The 21,874-nt window shown below is 35.5% G+C and carries 27 protein-coding genes and 1 pseudogene; 26 read left to right on the top strand and 2 right to left on the bottom strand.

Annotation, left to right across the window (positions count from 1 at the left end; genetic code table 11):
• Window positions 1–90 precede the first annotated feature (90 nt).
• The 3 genes from FR7_RS15655 to bioC all read left to right on the top strand — a co-directional run bounded on the left by FR7_RS15655 (window position 91) and on the right by bioC (window position 3,071).
• Entirely contained in the window at window positions 91–1,215 is a 1,125-nt protein-coding gene (locus FR7_RS15655; RefSeq protein ID WP_007933133.1) for a radical SAM protein, read from the top strand.
• Between the two features lie 480 nt (window positions 1,216–1,695).
• Window positions 1,696–2,394 (top strand): alpha/beta fold hydrolase, encoded by a 699-nt coding sequence (locus FR7_RS15650; RefSeq protein ID WP_007933132.1) that lies wholly within the window; start codon window positions 1,696–1,698, stop codon window positions 2,392–2,394.
• Complete coding sequence (gene bioC, locus FR7_RS15645) at window positions 2,391–3,071, top strand: malonyl-ACP O-methyltransferase BioC (protein WP_007933131.1); 681 nt, start codon at window positions 2,391–2,393, stop codon at window positions 3,069–3,071. The genes FR7_RS15650 and bioC overlap by 4 nt, the downstream gene beginning before the upstream one ends.
• A 393-nt stretch (window positions 3,072–3,464) precedes the next feature.
• Here the strand turns inward: bioC and FR7_RS15640 are convergent, their stop codons facing one another.
• Window positions 3,465–3,929 (bottom strand): GNAT family N-acetyltransferase, encoded by a 465-nt coding sequence (locus FR7_RS15640; protein WP_007933130.1) that lies wholly within the window; start codon window positions 3,927–3,929, stop codon window positions 3,465–3,467.
• 86 nt (window positions 3,930–4,015) lie between these two features.
• A complete protein-coding gene (locus FR7_RS15635) occupies window positions 4,016–4,477 on the bottom strand; it encodes a GNAT family N-acetyltransferase (RefSeq protein WP_007933129.1) in 462 nt (153 codons plus the stop codon).
• A 598-nt stretch (window positions 4,478–5,075) separates the two neighbouring features.
• Between FR7_RS15635 and FR7_RS15630 the strand changes: the two genes are divergently transcribed.
• The 23 genes and pseudogenes from FR7_RS15630 (at window position 5,076) to FR7_RS15530 (ending at window position 21,829) form a co-directional block, all read left to right on the top strand.
• Window positions 5,076–5,261, top strand: a complete 186-nt coding sequence (locus tag FR7_RS15630; RefSeq protein ID WP_007933128.1) for a pyridoxamine 5'-phosphate oxidase family protein — start codon at window positions 5,076–5,078, stop codon at window positions 5,259–5,261.
• Window positions 5,262–5,435: 174 nt separating this feature from the next.
• The gene (locus FR7_RS15625) at window positions 5,436–5,624 is read left to right on the top strand and encodes a type 1 glutamine amidotransferase family protein (RefSeq protein WP_139181562.1); all 189 of its coding nucleotides are present in this window, start codon (window positions 5,436–5,438) and stop codon (window positions 5,622–5,624) included.
• Window positions 5,625–5,627: 3 nt separating this feature from the next.
• The gene (locus FR7_RS15620; protein ID WP_337453689.1) at window positions 5,628–6,065 is read left to right on the top strand and encodes a DJ-1/PfpI family protein; all 438 of its coding nucleotides are present in this window, start codon (window positions 5,628–5,630) and stop codon (window positions 6,063–6,065) included.
• A gap of 599 nt (window positions 6,066–6,664) precedes the next feature.
• A complete protein-coding gene (locus FR7_RS15615) occupies window positions 6,665–7,066 on the top strand; it encodes a hypothetical protein (protein ID WP_007933122.1) in 402 nt (133 codons plus the stop codon).
• 429 nt (window positions 7,067–7,495) lie between these two features.
• Complete coding sequence (locus tag FR7_RS15610; RefSeq protein WP_007933120.1) at window positions 7,496–8,128, top strand: LysE family translocator; 633 nt, start codon at window positions 7,496–7,498, stop codon at window positions 8,126–8,128.
• A 463-nt stretch (window positions 8,129–8,591) separates the two neighbouring features.
• Window positions 8,592–8,951, top strand: coding sequence for a winged helix-turn-helix transcriptional regulator (locus FR7_RS15605; RefSeq protein WP_007933118.1), 360 nt, complete (start codon window positions 8,592–8,594; stop codon window positions 8,949–8,951).
• 109 nt (window positions 8,952–9,060) lie between these two features.
• On the top strand, window positions 9,061–9,480 hold the full coding sequence (locus tag FR7_RS15600) for a pyridoxamine 5'-phosphate oxidase family protein (protein ID WP_007933116.1): 420 nt from the start codon (window positions 9,061–9,063) through the stop codon (window positions 9,478–9,480).
• Between the two features lie 370 nt (window positions 9,481–9,850).
• Window positions 9,851–10,549 (top strand): CTP synthase C-terminal region-related (seleno)protein, encoded by a 699-nt coding sequence (locus tag FR7_RS15595; protein WP_007933114.1) that lies wholly within the window; start codon window positions 9,851–9,853, stop codon window positions 10,547–10,549.
• Between the two features lie 144 nt (window positions 10,550–10,693).
• A complete protein-coding gene (locus FR7_RS15590; RefSeq protein ID WP_007933113.1) occupies window positions 10,694–10,885 on the top strand; it encodes a hypothetical protein in 192 nt (63 codons plus the stop codon).
• A gap of 179 nt (window positions 10,886–11,064) precedes the next feature.
• Window positions 11,065–11,865 (top strand): nitroreductase family protein, encoded by an 801-nt coding sequence (locus FR7_RS15585; protein WP_007933110.1) that lies wholly within the window; start codon window positions 11,065–11,067, stop codon window positions 11,863–11,865.
• Window positions 11,866–11,868: 3 nt separating this feature from the next.
• Window positions 11,869–12,086, top strand: a pseudogene (locus tag FR7_RS23300) (helix-turn-helix domain-containing protein).
• A gap of 555 nt (window positions 12,087–12,641) precedes the next feature.
• A complete protein-coding gene (locus FR7_RS15575; RefSeq protein ID WP_007933104.1) occupies window positions 12,642–13,067 on the top strand; it encodes a VOC family protein in 426 nt (141 codons plus the stop codon).
• 227 nt (window positions 13,068–13,294) lie between these two features.
• Window positions 13,295–13,711 carry a carboxymuconolactone decarboxylase family protein gene (locus tag FR7_RS15570; protein WP_007940067.1) on the top strand — a complete coding sequence of 139 codons (417 nt, stop codon included), beginning with the start codon at window positions 13,295–13,297 and terminating at the stop codon, window positions 13,709–13,711.
• An 80-nt stretch (window positions 13,712–13,791) separates the two neighbouring features.
• Window positions 13,792–13,983, top strand: coding sequence for a DUF255 domain-containing protein (locus FR7_RS23295; protein WP_202800301.1), 192 nt, complete (start codon window positions 13,792–13,794; stop codon window positions 13,981–13,983).
• A gap of 168 nt (window positions 13,984–14,151) precedes the next feature.
• Window positions 14,152–15,075: a helix-turn-helix transcriptional regulator gene (locus tag FR7_RS15565; RefSeq protein WP_007933100.1), complete on the top strand. Its 924-nt coding sequence runs from the start codon at window positions 14,152–14,154 to the stop codon at window positions 15,073–15,075.
• Window positions 15,076–15,200: 125 nt separating this feature from the next.
• Window positions 15,201–16,193 carry a saccharopine dehydrogenase family protein gene (locus FR7_RS15560; RefSeq protein WP_007933099.1) on the top strand — a complete coding sequence of 331 codons (993 nt, stop codon included), beginning with the start codon at window positions 15,201–15,203 and terminating at the stop codon, window positions 16,191–16,193.
• 345 nt (window positions 16,194–16,538) lie between these two features.
• Window positions 16,539–16,904, top strand: a complete 366-nt coding sequence (locus FR7_RS15555) for a nucleoside triphosphate pyrophosphohydrolase family protein (RefSeq protein WP_007933098.1) — start codon at window positions 16,539–16,541, stop codon at window positions 16,902–16,904.
• A gap of 96 nt (window positions 16,905–17,000) precedes the next feature.
• Entirely contained in the window at window positions 17,001–17,306 is a 306-nt protein-coding gene (locus FR7_RS15550) for a hypothetical protein (RefSeq protein WP_007933097.1), read from the top strand.
• A gap of 172 nt (window positions 17,307–17,478) precedes the next feature.
• On the top strand, window positions 17,479–17,640 hold the full coding sequence (locus FR7_RS23290; RefSeq protein WP_007933090.1) for a DUF255 domain-containing protein: 162 nt from the start codon (window positions 17,479–17,481) through the stop codon (window positions 17,638–17,640).
• Between the two features lie 214 nt (window positions 17,641–17,854).
• Entirely contained in the window at window positions 17,855–19,324 is a 1,470-nt protein-coding gene (locus tag FR7_RS15545; RefSeq protein ID WP_007933084.1) for a nitrilase-related carbon-nitrogen hydrolase, read from the top strand.
• 503 nt (window positions 19,325–19,827) lie between these two features.
• Window positions 19,828–20,187: a hypothetical protein gene (locus FR7_RS15540; protein ID WP_007933083.1), complete on the top strand. Its 360-nt coding sequence runs from the start codon at window positions 19,828–19,830 to the stop codon at window positions 20,185–20,187.
• Window positions 20,188–20,277: 90 nt separating this feature from the next.
• Window positions 20,278–20,718: a hypothetical protein gene (locus tag FR7_RS15535; protein WP_007933081.1), complete on the top strand. Its 441-nt coding sequence runs from the start codon at window positions 20,278–20,280 to the stop codon at window positions 20,716–20,718.
• Window positions 20,719–21,280: 562 nt separating this feature from the next.
• Window positions 21,281–21,829, top strand: a complete 549-nt coding sequence (locus FR7_RS15530) for a hypothetical protein (RefSeq protein WP_007933079.1) — start codon at window positions 21,281–21,283, stop codon at window positions 21,827–21,829.
• Window positions 21,830–21,874: the final 45 nt, after the last annotated feature.

Here is a 21,874-nt window from a genome sequence, read left to right as displayed (position 1 = left end):
AAAACTCTGCAACCTTTGATATATAAAGAAAAATCTAAAAAACAGTGTAAAAATTTTTAAACTAACGGATTAATTAGAGGAGGATACATTATGAAAATTTCAAAGAAAGATGCATTGATATGGTTTGAATTTTTTTCAATATTGCCTGAGGAAGAGGAACTTATGATAAAACAACAAGAAATCATTTACGCTACTTTTGCGCAACTTGAGGCAGCGATTGATCATAGAAATAATACGTTAATGTCGGAAATTAGAAGTTTAAAAACTTTGGAGAATAGAACTTTTTTTGTGGGAAATGAAAACAAATTCCCAAAAGGCTGTCGTTCTTGTTTGTTAGGCACTGGACTCAGTGCAATTAGGAAAACGAACAAATGTAACATAGAGTGCAAGTTCTGTTATAATTATGGAGAACTAGAAGATATTCCTCCAGTTGGCGAAGGTATGTGGGAAATAGGAGGAACAAAATTTTATGAGAAGGATATTGATTTACTTCTTTCCATCCACCAGAAACCCACTGGCATTTCCTACGTTTATTTGGAGCCGTTCATGGAAATAGAAAAATACTATTCGGTGATAAAGAAATTTAGTGATGCTCAGATTCATCAACATCTATATACAAATGGTACTTTAGCTACGGAAGAGACCTTGAAAGCATTAGGTGAAGCCGGTCTTAATGAGATACGTTTCAACTTGGGTGCTGCCAGATGTTCAGACAAAGTTATTGAAAATATAGGAATAGCGAAAAAATATATTGAAAATGTAGGCATTGAAACTCCAATGACTCCTGAGTTTTTTGAAGCTTTTTTTAAGAAAAAGCAAGCAATCTTAGAGACAAAACTCGATTTTATCAACTGTGCAGAATTACATTTAAATGAGAATAACATAGACAATTATTATGGGGAAAATATGTATATTTCCAGACATGGCTATATATCTCCAATTTGGAGTAGAGAATTAACTATGAAATTCATGAAAATAGCCGAAGAAGATAAATGGGATTTAGTAGTACATGATTGCTCAAACAATACAAAATTTGCTAGAGATTTAAATTTGAGCAGCAAAGAGGGTAAGTGGTTCGGAGCCAGTAATTATGCCGGTGAGTTTTCCAGGATTCCATACGAAGTATTTTTACCAATACTGCGTGATGACAATTTCAAATTTTTAAGTGAAGAAGAATTGCCTGACGGCTATAAACCAGGAGAGATGATTTTTTAGAGAGTGTTGACAAAACTTGTAAACAGTGTTTTAAAGTGACCTTGGTGTCATGTCCATAAAAGTAACATTTTTATACTTATAATGTGAAGATATAGAAGGATTTAGCCTTTATAAAGAGAAGCTACCCATAAGAACTTAGCTATTATGGGTAGCTTCTCTTCTAGTTGGCATACTGATAAATAAAGATAATTTAGAACGATCCGTTTTTAATTGTCTTTATTTTACAGGTGAGTCAAAAGTGGAGATCATGCAAGATGATAAGGTCAACAATCCATTCCGTAGCTGGGATGGATTCTTTTTTTTGTGGAATAGAGTGGCGCATACCCGTTTTTCCAGAATGGGAGAGGTTTTTTTTATGGAATAAAATGAATTATCAGGTGTGAAATTAATAGCTTGATTATTTTTCCAATTATTACTATAATAGTATTGTTAACCAAAAAGAATTTTAAGGTTAACAATACTGCATAAAGGAGTGTCTAGATGTCAGTTCTTTTCATTCATGGTTGGGCAACTAATAAAGCCATTTGGCCGCAAAGCTTTACAGGGAAGAAAAAGCATATCTATGATTGTGCAAACTACCCTGATTATCAACACTTGACAAAAACTTTTTTGGAGATATGCAAGCAGGAAGAGGAAAAAATTACACTGGTGGGATGGTCTTTAGGAGGAATGTTAGCGTTGCAATTAGCAACTGAGTATACCGCGAAAATTGCGCAGCTGATTCTTCTATCAACTACACCGCGATTTACTTTGTGCCAGAATTATGAGGGGGGATTACCTGGAAGTGTAGTAAAAAACTTAAGCCGTAAGCTTGCTCGTAATTCGTGGGAGACGCAAATGGAATTTTATCATTTAATGTTTTCCCCAATGGAAAAAGAATGGCACCAAAAATTTATTACTTACATAGCGCCTCATTTTTCTAACATTAATGTTAGTAGTTTGCAAGCAGGGCTTACTTATTTAATGGAACAAGATTTACGGCAGGAACTGGCGAAAGTTAATCTTCCCTGTCTCATTATCCATGGTATGGAAGATAAGATTTGCCCCCCAAGTGCTGCTCAATACTTGTTGCAGCATTTACCGCAGGCCGAGCTAAGATTGCTGCATGGCACAGGGCATGTTCCCTTTATAACGCAAGAAAAGTATGTAAAAGATCTAGTAATGGAGGGGGTATCATGATTAGCAAAACCCAGGTAAGCTGTCATTTTGGCAGAAGGTCTCAAGCTTATGATGAATATGCAGTTGTACAAAAAAGCATGGGATATTCTTTATTGGAATTGGTTAAAGAAGCCGGGGTATTTCAGAATATCCTAGAAATTGGCTGCGGTACAGGATTTTTGACAACGCTTCTAGCACAAAGGTATCCTATGGCGAAAATTACCGCGAGCGATATTTCGTCAGAAATGTTAACTGTGGCTACTAAAAACTTATCTCAATATGAGAATGTAAGTTTTGCGCTGGAAGATGGAGAAAATCTGAAGTTGTCTGAGAAGTTTGATTTGATTGTTTCTAATGCTGCGTTTCAGTGGTTTAATGATTATCAGCAGGCTTTTACGCAAATGGAGCGTCATTTATTACCTGGAGGGTGTCTTATCTATGCTACTTTTGGTGAACAAACTTTTTATGAATTAAATCAGTCCTTTCAAGCTGCGCATAGGTCTTTAGAAATTAAAAGGGTGCACCATGGTCCTGAGTTTATTTCTATGAGAAAATTAACTGATATTACTTGTGGTCTAGGGCTTTCAGTTCACCTTGAGGAGGAAAATATAACAGAAAAGTTCAAAGGTGTTCGGGAGTTTTTGACGTCAGTAAAAAAAAAGGAGCTAACAATTCTTCTAAAGGGGAGAATATATTAATTCATCGACGGCTTATGTTATCGATGATGGATTTTTATAAAAATACATTTGAGCAGTTTGGGCAAATACCTGCTACATATCATATTATTTATGGCAGCCATAAAAAAAAATAGAGCACTTTTTGGGGGCAATACTTGCGTTATGATTTGGTAGACACCTTTAGCAAAAAGGTTATTCAGAAATAACCATTCAGTGGCATGTTATAGAAGAGAAATGAAAGAGTCTAAGGCAGATGGCTAGTGGACTCATGTATGATGCTGTTACCGGATGAATACTAATACTAAATAAGGAATAAGTATTGAACCTTTGTCAATCATTTGACGGAGGTTCTTTGGTGTAAAAAGATATAAGAGCCTTTACCTACTAGTACTAATTTAAGGAAATTTAAAGCAATTATATTTTTACTTTCATCATTAAGAACTCACTTATTTCGGGTTTAAATAGATCTGGTATAATAGCCATTTCCTGATAACCGAGTTCGGTATATAGTTTTTTGGCGCGTGTATTAAAATCGCTAACTAATAGGAATAATTTAGAACTTTGCTTGAACCCTAGTTCTTCGAAATGGGATATTAACTTCCTTCCGATGCCTTGACCACGATATTTATTGCTTACAGCAATACTTCGTACATATGGAAAATTTGAAAAGACGCCATCTAAGTCAATCCAGATATAACCTAAGAACTGACCATTCATATCAGTAGCAATATAAATTTCCTCATCATTTATACCCTTAGTAAAAAGTATAGAAGATTGTTCATTATTTGTAGCATATCGATTTCCTAACTCTGAATCCATAATCGCGTTTTTACATTCATTTATATGACTTAGAGTGGCTGGAACTATTATGATTTTCATATCATCAATCCCTTCCTATAATGATATTTTAAAAATTAGTTTTAAAGAAGAAATGTCTATTCATGAAATTTTATTGGACACATAATCTAGTTGATTTCTTTTGAAAAAAGTTCTGTTTCAATCCCAGAGTCATCGGTTCTTTTATCTATAAAAAGCCAACCTAGTTTTTTATAATATTCTGCTGCATGCTCAGTTCTTAAATATAATTTTTTATAGCCCATGTTTAGAGCTACATTTGTTATCTCGTTAATCAATCCTTTACCTATACCAGTTCCTCTATGTTGCTTGTCAACAATAAGTGAAGCAAGCCATGGTTTTACTTTCATTCCTTTAAAGTCATTTTCAAATAGCGATACAGTACCAATGCACTGATCTCCTTCTTTAGCAATAATAGTTATAGGAAATTCTAATTTTTTGTGACTATAAAGTTTCTGAACTACATTTTCTAATGATATGCCAGGCTTAAAGTTTTCTACAAATTCTTTGTGTAGCCAAGTAGCTATTAAAGGTATATATTTTTGGTCTTCAACTAGATATTCAAATTTCAAATTAACTCCCCCATTTAAAAGTTATCTTTGACTAACATTATAACCTTATTTTGGGAAATAAGTGATACACAAATAAATATATATAAATGCGCTAGAGCCGTTTACGCAGGGTGAGCAAGAGGATATCATTGTTTGTAGATCGAAAAATATAATTTCTTTAGTGAAGAAAAATTTTCTGAAAGAGGTGTACCTAATAGAGCAAATATCAAAAAATAAGGGATGCTTTTAAATTACCAAGGTTAATATAAAAAAATGTTGTATGAAGTCGATCATAGATATGTGGTTGTAGTTTGACAATTTTCAGCTATTAAATGTTATTTTTCTGAAAAGATAACGTAATAAATCCACCTAATTTACACTTGTAAAACTAGGTGGATTTTATATTTCAATATATAGGAAGAATAAATATATTGGCATGGAACAGACAATAGAGCCTTGATGGGCTTGGAACTTGTAAACAGTGTTTTAATGACATTGGGGGCATGTCCTTAAAAGTAACATTTTGTTGTCAGTGTTGACTATAATTTATATTTTTGATACAGTATTCAGAACAAATGTTCTTATATGTATGTAAAGCCATGCTAGAAGGAGGAAGTTTATGGATCTTAATTATGAGCAGTTGGAACAAGAAATCTTGGATGTATTAGGGAGCAATAAGTACTGGGTATTGGCAACCTCAGCAGATAACCGGGTAACAGCGCGCTCTATGAGCATAGTGAATGATGGATTAAATGTTTATTTTCAGACAGAAACGTTGTTGGATAAGTATAAACAGATCTTATAAATCCCAATATAGCGATGTGTTTCCATAACGCCGTGTCGGGATTATGTATATGTAGATGAGCATAGAGCAGTCAGAGAATATTATCATGGGGAGCAGTATGATAATTGATAATATGGACATAATGAAACGAAAAAATACAATAAGAGTGGAGTGGTCGTTATGGGCGGCAATTCAATGAGTAAAAACACTATATTTATGTATATTCTCAATACAATGGCGGATTGGGAGTGGGGCTATATAACCGCTGAATTGAAAACAGGACGGTTTTTTAAAAAAGGGATACCAGGATTTACGATTAAAACTGTCAGTTTAAGTAAGGAACCGATTACAACCATGGGAGGGTTGCGAATCATACCGGATTGAAGTATAGATGAAATTAATACTCAGGATTGTGCTCTGCTACTACTACCTGGCGGTGAAACGTGGATGGATTCATGTCATGCTTTGATATTAGGAAAGGCAAAAGATTGTTTAGATAAAGGTATTCCAGTAGCCGCCATCTGTGGTGCTACTATGGCACTTGCATCAGCCGGAATTTTAGATACATATCGGCACACTAGTAATGATTTTGCATATCTCAAGAAGGAATGTCCAAATTATCATGGGGAAGAGAACTTTCAATTTCAAAGTGCAGTTACCGATGGTGATCTCATTACTGCAAGTGGTACAGCGCCGATAGAGCTAGCGTATCAAGTTTTTAAGCGACTTGATGTATTTTCAGATGAGACCTTAGATTGTTGGTATCAGCTTCATAAAATACAAGATACCCAGTATTTTTATAAACTAATGCAATCTCTTGGATAGGAATTTTAGAGAGTTATCAATACGTCGCCAAGTATTTTGCATAATTGGCGTAAGTCACTTACGTTCCTGAAAAAAATCCTGCAAAGCTTTGGCTTTGCAGGATTATATTTTAATTAAGATAATGTACGATATCGGATTTTTAGTTTCCATGTTGTAGCAGCCTAAGTCTTACTGTAAGAGCTGATTTTCCACAGTACTTTTTGCTTGCAATCCCAAAGAAAAGTAATATAATTAGAAATAGGTGGAAATTAAAAAGTCGCCGTGTCCTAAGAGTGTTAGAGCACTCTCAGGCACGAGCAGGTGGCATAAGCACCTACACGTAACAGTTACCTGTCTACGACGACAATTTATTATACCGTGAACGTTCCTTTAAAACAAGGGATGGTATGTTCGGGATAGTAAGATTGTAGTTCTGGCAGAAGCTGAGCGTCTGCATGCAATCAAGACGAAGCAAAGCGCATGTGTAGGTTTAAAAAACCTCGCATGGGCTTTTTAATTTCTCCCATTAAGTAGCTGTGTGTTGGTTTCTTCTATTCCTATATGTAGCTAGAGGAATAGAAGAAGCTCCATGCAGTATGAATATGGGGGGATATAAATTGATGTCAGTAATAGCGAAGCGAAAGAGGAAAAGCCGGCGCTGTCAAAGAAAATTGACAGATAGAATGAAGGAGATTCTGCCCCCAGATCAAAAGGGGCAAGAAGAAATCACTGTACCTATTAAAAGTATGCTTACCGGACGATGGATGGATAAAGGGGATGCCCTGCGTGATTGGCAGGAATTTATTCTGATGCGTCAGGATAAAGCAGAGGAGAAGTTGCAATTTAGTAACTTCTCAAGTGAATATACAAGGCTAATGGAGCAAGTCGATCTACTATTAGAAGGGCAGGCGGGGGAAGTGAGTGAAGCCGTTACTCTAATGATGGTAACGGCTACCTACATGCACTATAACAAGGGCTTCTTTGATGGTATGAAGATTGGCATGGTTATGGGGAACTTATAGGCAGATATGCTACAGAGATTCTCAAATTAGCGTTGAAGTATTGTAAACAATTGGACTGAGAAAAAGTCATGCTTGCTATAAAGACGAGGCTTCGAGAAAAACTATTATAAATTGGTCAGCGTACTTCTCGGAGAGGAAACGCTTGTTGCCGTCAATTAACATTTTTTCCGCAACCTCAGCTGAGATGGAGGGTGCCGGATGAGGACGCTAGGACGGGAGTAATGAGAGATATAGTGATGAGAAGAGTAAATAGGATAGGTATGGTTTATGCATAGTTTCGATAGTTTATTTGGTAATATTTTGTAATTCGATATTGCTTCGACAATTAACTAGGGCATTCCTGCCACCAAGCGGCAATGTTCAACATAGTACATTGATTTAATTTTGTATGCTATAATGTTGTAAAATGCAGGAAAGGAGGAATAAGAAGTGGACATACACTCGATTATGTCTTTTCTGGGTATTTCTATATTACTTACCCTAATGCCAGGACCAGATAATCTTTGCGTTCTAACTCAAAGTATTTCAAAAGGCAAAAACGCAGGTATGGCTTTGCTACTTGGACTGTGTACAGGTATTATTGTTCATATTACGGCTGCCACCGTTGGAATATCAGCAATAATTTATCAATCGTCGCTGGCATTTACACTGATAAAATATGCTGGAGCCGCATACCTATTATTTTTGGCATATAAAACATTTCGCGAAGGTGATTTAGACCTCAATGACAATACAGAGAGGAGCGTCATAGAGGTTAGTTTTAAATCGATATATAGAAGAGGAATAATTATGAACCTCTTAAATCCAAAAGTCTCATTATTCTTTCTAGCTTTTTTACCACAGTTTGTTGATAATTCGACAAGCGATGTTACCGAACAAATGCTTATTTACGGTTTTTTATTTTTTCTTCAAACTTTACTAATCTTTAGTCTAATGAATATTTTTGCAGGGCAACTAGGGGCGTATCTCCGCAAAAATCCAGTAATATCTAAAAAGATTAGCCATTTACAAGGAACCTTATTTGCGTTTATCGGAGTGAAAATCGCGTTTAGTGAAAAATAGTAAAATTATTATAAGAACAGCACTCCTCATCAAACAGCAGCTGCCATGCAAACTCATTTGCCTCACGTTCAAAGCGCCCAGGACAGAAGAAGGTATGTTTAATCATAAAGTAGTAGCCCCCAGCCTTTGTGGAGAAGGACATGCCCTTGGTGCCATGTCCATAAAAGTAACATTTTTATTTGCGATAGTTTGAGGAAAATGACGTAAAATCCTGCATTACTTGTAATAGGTGATGCAGGATTTTTATTTCTGCAGCAGAAGCTAACTAAAACGATTATCGATTAACAGAAGGAGCTTATTTTGAGGTGAATTGAATTTTGGTAAAAGATAAAGGTTTATAAGTTTCTATAATATTGCTTTGAAGTACATTCTTCAAAGACTTTTCTTGTTTGATAAAGAAGTGGATTGTAATTTATGTTATAAATCTCTTTTTAGTAATTATTATTCTTTAGGGGTGAACACATTGAAAGTAAGAGGAGATTACACTTGTCCATTAGAACTGACACATGACATTACCAAGGGCAAATGGAAGCCGATTATATTATGGCAGCTAAGGCTTGGTAATACATCACTTGCAAGCCTTGAAAAAAACATACAAGGTATTAATCAAAAAATGCTTATAGAACATATAAAAGAACTTTTGGATTGTGGCATGATAAATAAAAATGTTTTTGAAGGTTACCCTCTAAAGGTTGAATATTTTTTAACACAACGTGGAGAGAAGATGATTGAAGCCATCACCATTATGCAACATATAGGGATTGAGCTTATGCGGGAAAATGGAATGGAAGATGTGTTAAAGGCGAAAGGATTTATTGATTAATTAAGCGTAAGAATACCCACAAAAAAGTGTGTAATTTACTACCTATCTGTTAAATGTTACCATGAGTAATAAATGGCAAAGCAGTAAAATTCACAAGGAGGGTATTAAGATGAAAGATGTAGAGAATACGGTAGGTAACTTAATTGATAAAGTAGATGTTTCTTTTATAGGCTCTATAGATAGTGAAGGATTTCCAAATATGAAAGCTATGCTACCGCCAAGAAAAAGAGAAGGAATAAGGGATATTTATTTTACTACAAACACTTCGTCTATGAGAGTAAGGCAGTATAAAGAATGCCCAAACGTAAGTGTATATTTTTGTGATAAACGCTTTTTCAGAGGGGTGATGTTAAAGGGAACGATAGAAGTACTTGAAGATAGTGATTCTAAAAAAATGATTTGGCGTGAGGGAGATACAATGTATTATCCTTTAGGTGTATCAGACCCTGATTATTGCGTTTTAAAATTCACAGCACAAAAGGGAAGATTTTATAGTAATTTTAAATCAGAAAATTTTGAAGTTAATTAAATGACTATTAAAAAAACGGAGGGTGTGTAAGGATCTTGTTTTCCATGGCATGTAATGGAATAAGAAATGACATGTCATGGAACAGACAATAGAGCCTTATAGGGCTTGGTTTTACTGGCTTTTCATTTGATTTTGAAGCATTCATTGCAAAGTATAAATCACTAGCAATCTCTCCCTACACGGAAGGCTATATAGAATATACATCCAGTGTTCTATTTACCGCGTATGATATAATTAGTGAAATTTTGGTAGATGGTAGATGGTAGATGAATTTTAATAACTTTATATAGTCTTATTTCAAGATGTTTCGTTCAATTTATAATTTGTGTAGTTGAGATTTTGACATAAATTTTTTAAGGAGATAAGAGAAATGGGTTCTGTAATTAAAATAGGTATAATTGGCGATTATGATGGACGTCCATCGCATATAGCAACCGATGAAGCTATAAAACATTGTGCTGTCAAATTTGGATTAACTCTTAAATCAAAATGGTTGTCTACGAAGTCTTTGGAAGGAGGAGTAGAACAAAAATTAAATAGTTTTGATGGATTATGGTGTGCACCAGGAAGCCCTTATAAAAGTATGCTTGGTGCTATTAATGCTATTAGATTTGCAAGAGAAAACAATTATCCTTTTATCGGGACTTGTGGCGGTTTTCAGCACGCAGTCATCGAATATGCTAGGAATGTATTGCAAATTAAAGCTATACAAGATGTTGAATTTGACCCTTATTCGCCCAATATGTTCATTAATGCCCTATCGTGTTCTCTCATAGGACAAACACGGCATATCTTTATCGCTAAAAACTCTAAAATATACGATATCTATGGTACTACAGAAATTGAAGAAAAATATAATTGCAATTTTGGATTGAACAAAGAATTTCAAGCCAAACTCGACCAAAATGGTTTCAAGGTTATAGGTACTGATGGGGAAGGTGAAGCTCGTATCATGGTTCTAGAACAAAATAATTTCTTTGTTGCAACATTATTCCAACCGCAATTAAGTTCTACATATGAAATTCCGCATCCTCTTATTATGGCATATTTATCTTATGTAAAAAACTGAAAAATTTAAATCGTTATTATGAATAATGCACTAATTAGAAAATGAAGTAGTAACGCGGATGCATTTCCGACTCAGCTTAAGGCAGTCATAGACAAAACTTATTCATTTATAATTGGAGAGAAGAAGCTAAATATAAAGGAAAGTATGCTTCTGGTTTGTGGAGAAGAGGATGATGAATCTGTATTTAGCGGTATTATTAGCACATATAAACAGATTGCCTATTATCAAAAATGGTCAGATAGAGGTTATTTGGTTGTTCCAGGTGTTAACAGTAAAGGAGATATAGTATCTACTAGAGCTCTTGTCCTTGCAGAAGAGATGGGCAATAATATTTAGTAGTTAAAGGAGGTAGTTATGACAGAGAAAAGCACAAAAGATTATTTGTATGATGTGTAAAAAAGATATCTGGAGTAATCGCAGCGGTAAATTACTGAATTTACTGAATAAAAAGGCATTAACACTTTTTATTTTAGCATATGAGTGCTAAAAAACTATTTTGAAAGGAAATGATTAAAATGAAACTTATAACTGTAAATGAAGAGAAATGTATTAAATGCGAACTTTGTATTAAAGAATGTCCAGTATATGTTCTAAAAATGGGAGAAAAGGGACCAGAAGAAATAGCAAACACCACTTGTATTGCCTGCGGACATTGTGTTGCTATATGCCCTAATGCCGCTATAGATAATAAAAAAACACCTTTAATACAACAAGTTGATACAAAAGATTTTCCTAAGTTAAATGCACAGCAGGTAGAGCATTTTTTAAGGTCGCGTCGTTCCATAAGAAATTATAAAGACGAGTCAGTATCTAGAGAGAAATTAACAAAATTAATTGATATTGCAAGGCTAGCTCCTACTGCAGAAAATAGTCAAGGTATATCCTTTGTGGTAGTTGAAAATAAACAATTAATTGAAAAAGCTACTGAAATTTCTATTCAGATGATGGAAAATTCCCCATTAAGGTATCTAGTAGAAGAAGATATCAGAAGTTACAGGGAAGATGGAGTTGATTCAATTTTCCGCGGTGCTCCTAACTTAATCATAACTATTGCAGATAAAGATCTTCGAAGTGCCAGAGATAACTCTGTTTCATATTTGACTTATCTAGAATTATATGCTCCTTCACTAGGACTTGGATCCTGTTGGGCTGGAATTTTTGAGTTTTGTGCATTTATTGAGAATTCACCGATGCTTAAATTATTCAATATTCCAGAAGGAAAAAAGATAACAGCTGCGGTTATGGTTGGATATCCTAAGTATAGTTATAAGCGATTAGTAGATAGAAATCCATTAGATGTTACATTTTTAAGTTAATGCATGTTTCGTTATCGACAGATTGCTAAAAAAATTGCTTACTACCGTATGAAACGAGGACTGTCTCAGGATGAACTAGCTGATAAGATTGCAATTAGCAAAAGTTATCTTAGTAAAATTGAAGCACCTAATTCTACTAAGGCGTACTCACTGATGTTCTTTTTGCTATTGCTGATGGTTTAGAGGTTGATGTACTTCATTGTGATATTCACAGTCGGTAAAGAGGTTGTTACCGGATGAATATTAAATAAGGAACCAGTATTGAACCTTTGTCAATGGATTGACGGAGGTTATTTTTTTCTATAAAAATGCGCTAGAGCCATTTACGCAGGGTGAGTAAGAGGATACGATTAATATAGGGAAGTTTACATAATGTTAGAAGGTGATAGTGTGAAACAGAAAGTAAAGCCAGTCACTCCTAGATGTGGTATATGCAAAAAGCTTTATTCTTCTCAGGATGATGATTGTTCTGGCTTATGCTTTAGGCCAACAAGTAGTGAATCACTTTTAATGGTAAAACGTCAATTAAAGCGAACAATTGTGTTGGAATGGGGATAAGGATGAATAACCCTGCTCTGGCGTATAAATTAGAGGGATGCAATTTTAGGGGTGAAGTCCTTTTTTTAGTCATTAGGACTCTTGATTTATATTGGGTTATGAATATGAAATTTACTCTACTATGTTGTATAATTAAATACAGACACAATAGTAGAAAATTGTGAGCGATAAATAGGAATTTGTAGAGCAGATTATTTATATTAGGAGGTATTAGCGTTATGGATGATGAATTGAAAATCAAAATGTACTCATTTACGGTGGATTGCAAAGAACCGCATGAATTAGCAAAATTTTATGCGGCGTTGCTCAAGTGGGAAATAATGTTTATCGATGAAGAATGGGCATGTGTATACGCTCCAGGAACCAATCAGGGAACATATCCTTGTATATTGTTTCAACGGAATCCTGAGTATAAACCGCCTGTGTGGCCAGAAGAGCCTGAAGCTCAACAGCAAATGGCACATATAGACTTCGCCGTTAATGATTTAGAAAAAGCAGTTCAATATGCAATCCATTGTGGAGCAACAATCGCAGATGAGCAATTTTCTAATAATTGGAGAGTTATGCTTGACCCCGTCGGACACCCTTTTTGCTTATGTCAAATGAAATCAATTATCGAGAGTGCCCATTTTGCGTTGTTATAGAAAATCACGAAATTGAGAGGAAATTCACGATATTCCTGTAAATACGGGTTTGATGGATGTCTTACCTATATTGTTACTACAACATAATCAACACTATTAAACCCCTCGCCAATTTTCATTATAAGCGAATAGATTCAATAAACAATCTTCATTAAATGTAAATTAATGGAATTAATCTTGGCTTCCATTAAAATTGTCACATTATCTAAACATAGCCAATAGTTTAAATGGCATTAAAAGAGGGATATAGTTACGTATGTGGAATAATAAGTAATATAATAAATGAATTATTGGTTTTTGGGGGGATTATATTGACGGTAGAAGAAATGAAAGAATATCGACTGCAATATAATAAAGTGATGGTTGAAGCAGATTCTTTCTTTGCTGAATTTGGTAAGCTGGATGATAAAGTGTATGCAGATGGAGCAATTAGTAAGAAGCATAAAGAACTTATGGGTTTGGCCATTTCACTTGCAACTAGATGTAATGAATGTATTTTATACCATTTAGAAGGTTGTTTAAATGCAAAAGCAAATTTCAGCGAAATTGTTGAAGCTATTAAAATTGGTGTAATTGCTGGAGGTTCTATTACTTATCCGAACGCTAGATTTGCTTTTGATAAATTACAAGAATTAATGGCATAACTAAATAGAGAAAATAACCAAAGTATCAGGGATATTACTGATACTTTTTTTGTACATAATAAATAAGAATATGTTATGTAATGGAACTGAAAAATAGGGGTGATTTTGTGGACAAAAGCTCAAATCGGTTAATAAATGAGAAGAGTCCTTATCTGCTCCAACACGCCTACAATCCAGTAGATTGGCACCCTTGGGGCGATGAAGCGTTTGAAAAGGCAAAGCGAGAAGATAAGCCAGTATTCTTCAGTAGTGGATATTCGTGCTGCCATTGATGGCATGTTCGTAATCGACACCGAGTAGTGAATGCCTTCTTATTGACGATAAGTAGTTTGGGTGCTGGATTATACTCAATAATATAATCGCTAATGCACCAGAAAATATAGCACTAAATATGACATTGCATTGTCGTATTTAGTGCTATAATTAATTTGGGTGATAACATGAAAATGAATCGATTATTTGAGATAGTAACTATTTTGCTTAATAAAGGGACGGCTACTGCCCAAGAATTAGCTGATCGTTTTAGCGTCTCGACTCGGACAATCTATCGAGATATTGATGTGCTTTCGTCGGCTGGTGTGCCTGTATATATGAACAAGGGCAAAGGTGGTGGCATTCATTTGCTGGAGAACTATGCAATAAATAGAACGCTTATCTCTGAGCAGGAAAGTGAAAGTTTGCTAATGGCGATTAAAACTTTGCAGGTAATAAACTATCCAGAATTGGATAGAATATTGGAAAAACTAGGAGCATTATTTAAAAATATACCTAATCATGATTGGGTGGAAGTCGACTTTTCTCCATGGGGAAGTGCCTCGAACGAAAAAAACAAGTTTGATAACATTAAACAGGCCATGTTGCGGCGAAATGTCATTCGCTTTGACTATATAAATGGAGAAGGACAGAAAAGCAATCGACTGGTAGAGCCACAAAAACTTATTTTCAAAAGTAATGCCTGGTATTTAGCGTCCTACTGTCGGCAGCGGCAAGTGCAGAGGACTTTTAAGATATCACGTCTGAAAAATTTGGAAGTAATGGCTGAAACGTTTGAACGCAAAAGTTCGTCTAAAGAGAAAACTAAAGAGAAAACTAAAGAGACAAATGAGTCTTCGCAGCCGCTAATTTCATTAAACCTCCGCTTTCAGACGAAGGTTCTAAACCGTATCTATGAATATTTTGATGATTCACTTCTCTGCCAGAATGAGGATGGAAGTATAACACTGGTGGCGCTGCTTCCAGAGGGAGAATGGCTCTATAGCTATATTATGTCATTTGGTAATTTCGTGGAGGTACTAGAACCGGAACATATCAGAAAAACAATCGTCAGACGAATAAGGGAAACATTAAAAATTTATGAAAACTGATTATAATATGACATACTGTTGTCTTATTACCTTGTGTACAATAAAGAAAATGGTTTTGGAACATAATATATGGAGGTAAAATAAGCAAAAAGTATAGCAAACGTAATTATGTGGGGGTGGCACTGATGGATAATCATAAAGTCTTAGTTTATGGAGCAACTGGTTACACTGGTAAACTAATTTGTCTGAGGCTCAAGGAACTTAATATCAATTTTGCTATTGCAGGGAGAGATAAAGCTAAAGTAGCTGAGTTGTCCTCTCGATTAAACGTGCCCAACTTCGTGTTTGAAACCAGTGATTTCGGGGCATGGCAAGAGGCTTTGAGGGGAGGGGTATGCTTAATCAATGCGGCTGGACCTTTTGCCCTTACTGCCGAGAATGCAATGCATGCTTGCCTTCAAAGCAAAGTTCATTATCTGGATATTAGCGCCGAAATGCCAACTTACCAACTCGCTGAATCTCTGGATCAACAAGCGAAGGAAGCTGGGATCATGATGATCTCCGGAGCGGGCCTGTTTGTTGCCTACGACGCCCTAGTTGTCCATACAGCGAAAAGAGTGAAACGTGCTCAGCAGCTTTTCGTCGCATTTAGACATTATGGCGGATTTTCGAAAGGCTCTGTTAAAAGCTCTAAGTACATCGTGGACCTCGGCTTACTGATTCGAGATAATGGAGAGTTGAAACAAATCACCGAAGCTAGCGCAAAGGTTTTTGATTTTGGTGAAGGACCGCAAGAGTGTTTTCCTACCTCGCTAGGAGGGATTATCGTGTCCTATAAATCTACATCAATTCCTAATATAAGAGAATACTTTCAGTTGCAATTACCTGTACTGACGACTAATCCTACAGATATTGAAAATCTTCCAGATGGGCCAACAGCCGAAGAACGTGCTGGGGGAAGAAGTAAATTAGCTGTGGAAGTGATTGGGACCGATGGCGATTCTGCCTATTCAATTGCAGACCTACCTTCAGGGTATACACTAACTTCGTTGTCTGTTGTTGCAGTTGCTTGCCGGATCTTAAATGGAGATTTAATGCCTGGGTATCAAACAGCAGGCTCCGCTTATGGTGAAAATATCATGAGAGATATTCCTGATTCACATATTATTGACCGTTGACCCTAAGCCAAGACTGATCATCATCGATGATCAGCGTTTTTGAAGGCTTTGTCGCTACAGCTCCTGAATCGTTTGTTCCTGACCACGCTGACTTAGCAAGTCCAAGTGAATGGGTTGATGTTCACTAATAAGTCGTCCATTTCAGGCGGCTTCTGTTTTTGAACTTCGTCAACAATTTTTATGAATTGAGCCTATTTTTATATAACAATACTTAATGCGAATAGCAAGTTACCTGGAGTAACGCATGAGGGTATTGAACGCATAAAAATCCACTAGCAGAGAAGAATAACGCAAAAAAGGAACTTTATAGGGTGCAATAACGTTTAATTATGGAGGAGAGATTATATGAGTAAAGAATTTCCAAGACATATTGAAATTGATTTTACTAAGGCCACTGAACGCGCTATGCGTGTGCGCAGGCTTTACCAGCAACTCGAAAAACAATACCATGAGAATGTATGGACAACTGAAGAGGACATGCTTGCTTTTTCTACTGATGTCGGTGTCCTCGGCCGTCTGATTATGGCTTCTGAGGGGCGATGGGCATATAATGGAGATGTGAATTCCGAGCTTAAAGGCAAGCTTGCGGAGTGTCTTTGGTGGATTCTAGTATTATCTGATCGCATTGGAATCGATGTCAACGAGGCTTTCACGTCATTCATAGATAGACTCGACATTGAGCTCGAAAGGAGCGCGACAAAACAATATTAAATTTCCAAACTGGACTGGAAAGCAGTTCAAGGTCAGCTTGTACAACATTATATATGAAATATGTTTTTAGTGCTTTTCCCATCGTGAATCTCCTTATTGTGTACTCGTCAATATCCTGATGGACAGAATTGTGAACAAGTGGGGCGACGATTAGACCAAGATTTCTTTGATGCCCTTTTTGATGGAATTTTATCTAACGTTAGCGCGGCAGTTACTGGAAGTAAGGACGAGGCTGCTATTAAAGATTTACGTGCTATGATAGGACAGAAAATGGATAAGGTTAGCCAGGAGGATAAGGCACTAAACGGGTATACACCAGTTATGAGGACGGTGTATACTCGGCTGATGAATTTGCCCAACGGCGACAAGGTAGAGAGTAGTTATCCTGCGTATAATTTATAAGTGACTGGTGACGGTGCCTGTCATGAAAAGAAACTTCTCATTAGCCTAGGCTGTTCTGAGAAGTTTTTTCCTATCTAGGTGTATAGTGAATCAAAATTTTGATATTGCAGATGCTAGCGTTAATAAACTATAATCATACCAAGTTAATAACATATACAGGGGAGGTGGTCATATGCCAAACAACAAGATACCCAATAGATTAGCTCAGGAAAAGTCTCCATACCTACTGCAACATGCTTATAATCCGGTGAACTGGTACTCGTGGGGGGATGAGGCTTTCCAACAGGCTAAAGCGGAAGATAAACCTATCTTCTTATCTATTGGGTATAGCTGACGTGGTGTCGATTATGCACATGCCATTGGTGCCATGTCCATAAAAGTAACACTTTGATAGTATTAAATTAGATCCATAAAAAGCAAATATAAGCAGGTATGAACCAGTATTATATATGCTGGTTTTTATTGTTGTCAGGGAAAATATGGTATATAATTCGAATTAATGAATCAGAGGTAACACGAAAAAAGCTTTGGGAAGAAGGAAATGATTTATGCAATTAGGAAAAAGCTTTAAAAATATTATAAATAGTTACAAGTGGAGTAATTTTTATAGCCTACTACATTGTATTTTTACAATTTTTCTCAGTGCAGTCTCATATTATTTGTCTACTGAGTATTGGTATTTTTCTTGGATTACACTTTTACTTCTTTGTACATATGCATTGAAAGGATCATTAGTTTCCACATTTCTGACGGGATTCTTTTCATACTTATTTGGATCATGCAATCCTCATGCGGTGCTTCCCCTTGCTGTTTACTGGCCTTTGCTTGTTATTAATGCAACTGCATTTGCAAGTGTACTTGCTATTTTCCGTCATATTGCTGTCAGATGGAGAGGTGGGTATGCAAGCCTTGTTTTTGCGAGCGGTTTAACTGCTTACGAATTCATTGCTTCATTATATTCTCCTCATGGAGCTGTGAATAGCATTGCTTATACACAAGTATCTAACTTATCTTTTATTCAAATTGCATCAATCACAGGTATCTGGGGAATTACTTTTTTGATGGCTCTTCTCCCTTCAAGTATTGCTTTAACTTATCATTATCCTCAAAATCGAAGATTAAGCATAAAAGCGAATCTAATTTCATTAAGTCTACTTTTATTTGTGATTCTATTTGGATTTTACCGCTTGCATACGCCTGTTGAGGGGGCCAATATAAAAATCGGTATTGCTTCTATCTCTACTAATTTAGAACAATACTTAGTCGTGGCAACAAACAGGGATAAACAACAAGTTGCAGACACTATTCAACGATATATTCAAAAGATTGATCTTCTTGCACAGTCAGGGGCCGAAGTTGTCTTGCTGCCAGAAAAGATTATTACTATAGAGACTCATGACGATAATTTTCAGCACCTGAGTAATGCAGCACAAAAGAATAAAGTAAATTTAATTGTAGGAGTAACTAGAAAAGATAAAATGAAACTTTACAATTCCTCCTATGTCTTTTCGCCGTTAGGAGAAGTGCTTTTAGAATATGATAAAAAACATCTGCTATCTGCATTTGAAAGTAGGTATACTCCAGGAACTGATCTTGGAATCATAGATAAATGGGGCATTGGAATTTGTAAAGATATGGATTTTACACAGCCTTCACTGGATTACAGTAGGCAAGGAGTAAATATTGTCTTTGTTCCTGCACTGGATTTCCATGATGATGGTTGGAGCCATGCGCGTGTTGCAATTATGCGGGGAGTTGAAGGAAATTACGCAGTAGCACGAGCTGGGCAGTGGGGATTATTAACCTTAAGTGATAGTAGAGGTCGTATTATAGAAATGGTATCTAGTGATGTAGAGGATGGTGGATCTGTTTTAGTAGGTGAAGTAAGGCTTGGGAAAGGAAACTCAATATATAGCAAATTGGGTGATAGTTTTGCATGGATATGTCTAGGGACTTTTATTATACTATGTTTTTTTCTGTCGCTTAGAAAACCTAATGAACTGCTGACTAAACCTTAGCAGTATGAATGTGGCATGTCACGGAAGGAAAGAAAATTAGTGTAAAGTCAGATAACTTATGGACTCAAAGCCTTATCCAATCAAGATGATTACCATTCCATAACATGTAATAGAAGTGAATTGATATAATGCAAAGGTAGATAAATTAAGGACTCATCGTTTTGTTTTTGTAATGGCATGTCATGGAATAAGAAATGACATGTCAGGGAACAGACAATGGAGCCTTACAGAGCTTGGATTTGCTGTCATTTCAAAATTTGTAAACAGTTTTTGAAATGACAGTGGTGATGTCTATGAAAGTAACAAATTTGTTTATGCCAATCTTTTAACAGTAGCGTAATCCTGCATTACTTATAATAAGTAGAGCAGGATTTCTATTTTAACATAGAACATGTCTCATAATAATTAATGTTATAATGAGATAGTGTATTTCCATGGTTATTCCAATATTGAATTAATAAAATGTTAAACAAGAACCATAAATCATACAAGGCGGTAATTAAATGAGCTTTAATAAATACTCTAAATACATAATTAATCGGTTTGATCTTCTCGATCAGAATTTAAGTAATGAAAAAGATCAAGAAAAATACTATCAGAACTGGATGCAAAAATATTCATTGATATTTAAAGATGATAATAAATTGACTATGGTTGAATGGGAAATAAGACAGTGGAGGGCTATTAAAGAAGTATTTGCATCGGCAATATGTTTTAAAGAGGCAGAGCTAGCGCTTAGCTCAAAATGTATAACGGCATATTATTTGCTATTATATTACAGTTTGTTTCATGGAATGCTATCTAGCCTATGTTTAGATTCTAATCTAGATATTGAAGATTTAGTGGATATCAATCATACTTAAGTTTGTAACGTGTTTGAGAATACTTTTTGCTCGGACAACTTATGTATCGTAGAGAAGGAAATCAGTAGAACTTTTGTGGATTTTAAATATTTGCGCGAATATTACACATATACGCCTCCTCTCAATATGACTAGTTATGATGAAGAGCAGAAGTCTACCCTTGACCGTTTATTAGGACAGTGTTTTCAATTAACGAATTTCCAGTCACTTATGTTAGAAAGAAGCTTCTTTAAAAATGGAAGTGTATATAAGATTACAGAACAGGATTCGTTATATTTTTTAGTCGATAATTTTGAAAGACTTATTGCAAAACGTCACCCGATGAGAGGTAATTTTGAGCTTGATCCAGCTGATGATAATAAATTGCATGAGATGATGGAACATGGTATTGGGTTTCAATGTATTGGATTGACGTTGGATCATTTATATGATGAACTTCGAACTTATAATGGGGCTTCTAAATTTTTTAGTCGAGAGGGGACTGTGAGTGCTAATTCCATCTATTCCTATATTTACGGTAAAATCATTTAAAAGTAGGGACTAATATATCTAAAGAGTCTGGTGGGAGTATCCTGGCTATATTATTAGTTACACTTTGCGAGTTCTTCTAGATGATTTGGGGTGATGTGAGTGATTTTGATATTCGATTATACAGCGTGTCATGTTATGGAAGTAAATTGAGGAGCTTGAAAGTCAGGTAATATATGGACTTGGAACTGATACCAAAGAATATTTCATATCTTTAGCAATGGCATGTAATGGAACATCAGGCTTTTAAATGACATGTCATGGAACAGACAGTAGAGCCTTACAGGTCTTGGATTTGTTGGTTTCTCAGAATTCGTAAACAGTTTTTAAAGTGACATTGGTGACATGTCCATAAAAGTAACATTTTTCGTTTGTTTAGTCTGGTAGAATTCACACCATTAAAATATAGCAATTCGAGAAAAAGATAAAATAAATGCAGCCTACTACCTTGAAAGGGTAGTAGGCTGCTGCTGTTTTTAAAGGTTTTTATAACTTCAAGAAGAAAATAGCAATATATAGTAGAAAATATAGAATTAGTATTTGAATCTTATAAGGATGTGAATGTATGTTTAAATTAGGATATCACAAAAATAACAAATTAGAGAAGTATAATTACTCTGATGTATATAATATTGAGCAAAGTAGTAGTTATGAAAGGATTATTATTGGACTAGCGCAAGGTCATATTAATACAGTTTTAGAATTGACGTCAGTGCTTTCCGAACCTTTTTATATGCTATACGTTCTACATACTCCTCGTACCGATAATGAACCAGGCAGATACCAAAGCGCGTCTCTTACCTATGATGAAATCGGTACGCTTCTCAATCGGTTCAAAGCCTTTTTTGAAAATGACCCACGTCATGACATATGGATACATTCGCCCGAAACAAATACAACAATCGTATATGATCGACATAATCGCATCTACTTATATGGCTTTACTGAGAGACATATACATATTATCGAAGAAATGGGTTTAAAGAAAGGATCTATTAATATTCCCTCCCCTCACGTGCATAACTATAATGCGCAGTATGATAACTTTGAATCTAAGCTCATCAATGAATTTGAATGGAAAAGAACATCTTTACGAGATGAGGACATGCAATAGCAATAGCCAAACAATATTTATGGTTATTGGCTAATTTCCAATTTG

This window comes from Pelosinus fermentans DSM 17108 (assembly GCF_000271485.2).
Lineage (GTDB): Bacteria > Bacillota > Negativicutes > DSM-13327 > DSM-13327 > Pelosinus > Pelosinus fermentans.
Note: the sequence above shows the minus strand (reverse complement) of the source record. Positions and strands in the feature narration are given on the sequence as shown.

Bases quoted from the DNA above. Each gene is read 5' to 3' on its own strand.
- FR7_RS15545 (WP_007933084.1), top strand. From the start codon at position 17,855: ATGCAATTAGGAAAAAGCTTTAAAAATATTATAAATAGTTACAAGTGG.
- FR7_RS23290 (WP_007933090.1), top strand. From the start codon at position 17,479: ATGCCAAACAACAAGATACCCAATAGATTAGCTCAGGAAAAGTCTCCA.
- FR7_RS15575 (WP_007933104.1), top strand. From the start codon at position 12,642: ATGGATGATGAATTGAAAATCAAAATGTACTCATTTACGGTGGATTGC.
- FR7_RS15560 (WP_007933099.1), top strand. From the start codon at position 15,201: ATGGATAATCATAAAGTCTTAGTTTATGGAGCAACTGGTTACACTGGT.
- FR7_RS15540 (WP_007933083.1), top strand. From the start codon at position 19,828: ATGAGCTTTAATAAATACTCTAAATACATAATTAATCGGTTTGATCTT.
- FR7_RS15555 (WP_007933098.1), top strand. From the start codon at position 16,539: ATGAGTAAAGAATTTCCAAGACATATTGAAATTGATTTTACTAAGGCC.
- FR7_RS15640 (WP_007933130.1), bottom strand. From the start codon at position 3,929: ATGAAAATCATAATAGTTCCAGCCACTCTAAGTCATATAAATGAATGT.
- bioC (WP_007933131.1), top strand. From the start codon at position 2,391: ATGATTAGCAAAACCCAGGTAAGCTGTCATTTTGGCAGAAGGTCTCAA.
- FR7_RS15655 (WP_007933133.1), top strand. From the start codon at position 91: ATGAAAATTTCAAAGAAAGATGCATTGATATGGTTTGAATTTTTTTCA.
- FR7_RS15585 (WP_007933110.1), top strand. From the start codon at position 11,065: ATGAAACTTATAACTGTAAATGAAGAGAAATGTATTAAATGCGAACTT.
- FR7_RS15630 (WP_007933128.1), top strand. From the start codon at position 5,076: ATGGATCTTAATTATGAGCAGTTGGAACAAGAAATCTTGGATGTATTA.
- FR7_RS15565 (WP_007933100.1), top strand. From the start codon at position 14,152: ATGAAAATGAATCGATTATTTGAGATAGTAACTATTTTGCTTAATAAA.
- FR7_RS15650 (WP_007933132.1), top strand. From the start codon at position 1,696: ATGTCAGTTCTTTTCATTCATGGTTGGGCAACTAATAAAGCCATTTGG.
- FR7_RS15570 (WP_007940067.1), top strand. From the start codon at position 13,295: ATGGCATTAAAAGAGGGATATAGTTACGTATGTGGAATAATAAGTAAT.
- FR7_RS15600 (WP_007933116.1), top strand. From the start codon at position 9,061: ATGAAAGATGTAGAGAATACGGTAGGTAACTTAATTGATAAAGTAGAT.
- FR7_RS15615 (WP_007933122.1), top strand. From the start codon at position 6,665: ATGTCAGTAATAGCGAAGCGAAAGAGGAAAAGCCGGCGCTGTCAAAGA.
- FR7_RS15590 (WP_007933113.1), top strand. From the start codon at position 10,694: ATGCTTCTGGTTTGTGGAGAAGAGGATGATGAATCTGTATTTAGCGGT.
- FR7_RS15530 (WP_007933079.1), top strand. From the start codon at position 21,281: ATGTTTAAATTAGGATATCACAAAAATAACAAATTAGAGAAGTATAAT.
- FR7_RS15595 (WP_007933114.1), top strand. From the start codon at position 9,851: ATGGGTTCTGTAATTAAAATAGGTATAATTGGCGATTATGATGGACGT.
- FR7_RS15625 (WP_139181562.1), top strand. From the start codon at position 5,436: ATGAGTAAAAACACTATATTTATGTATATTCTCAATACAATGGCGGAT.
- FR7_RS23295 (WP_202800301.1), top strand. From the start codon at position 13,792: ATGGAACTGAAAAATAGGGGTGATTTTGTGGACAAAAGCTCAAATCGG.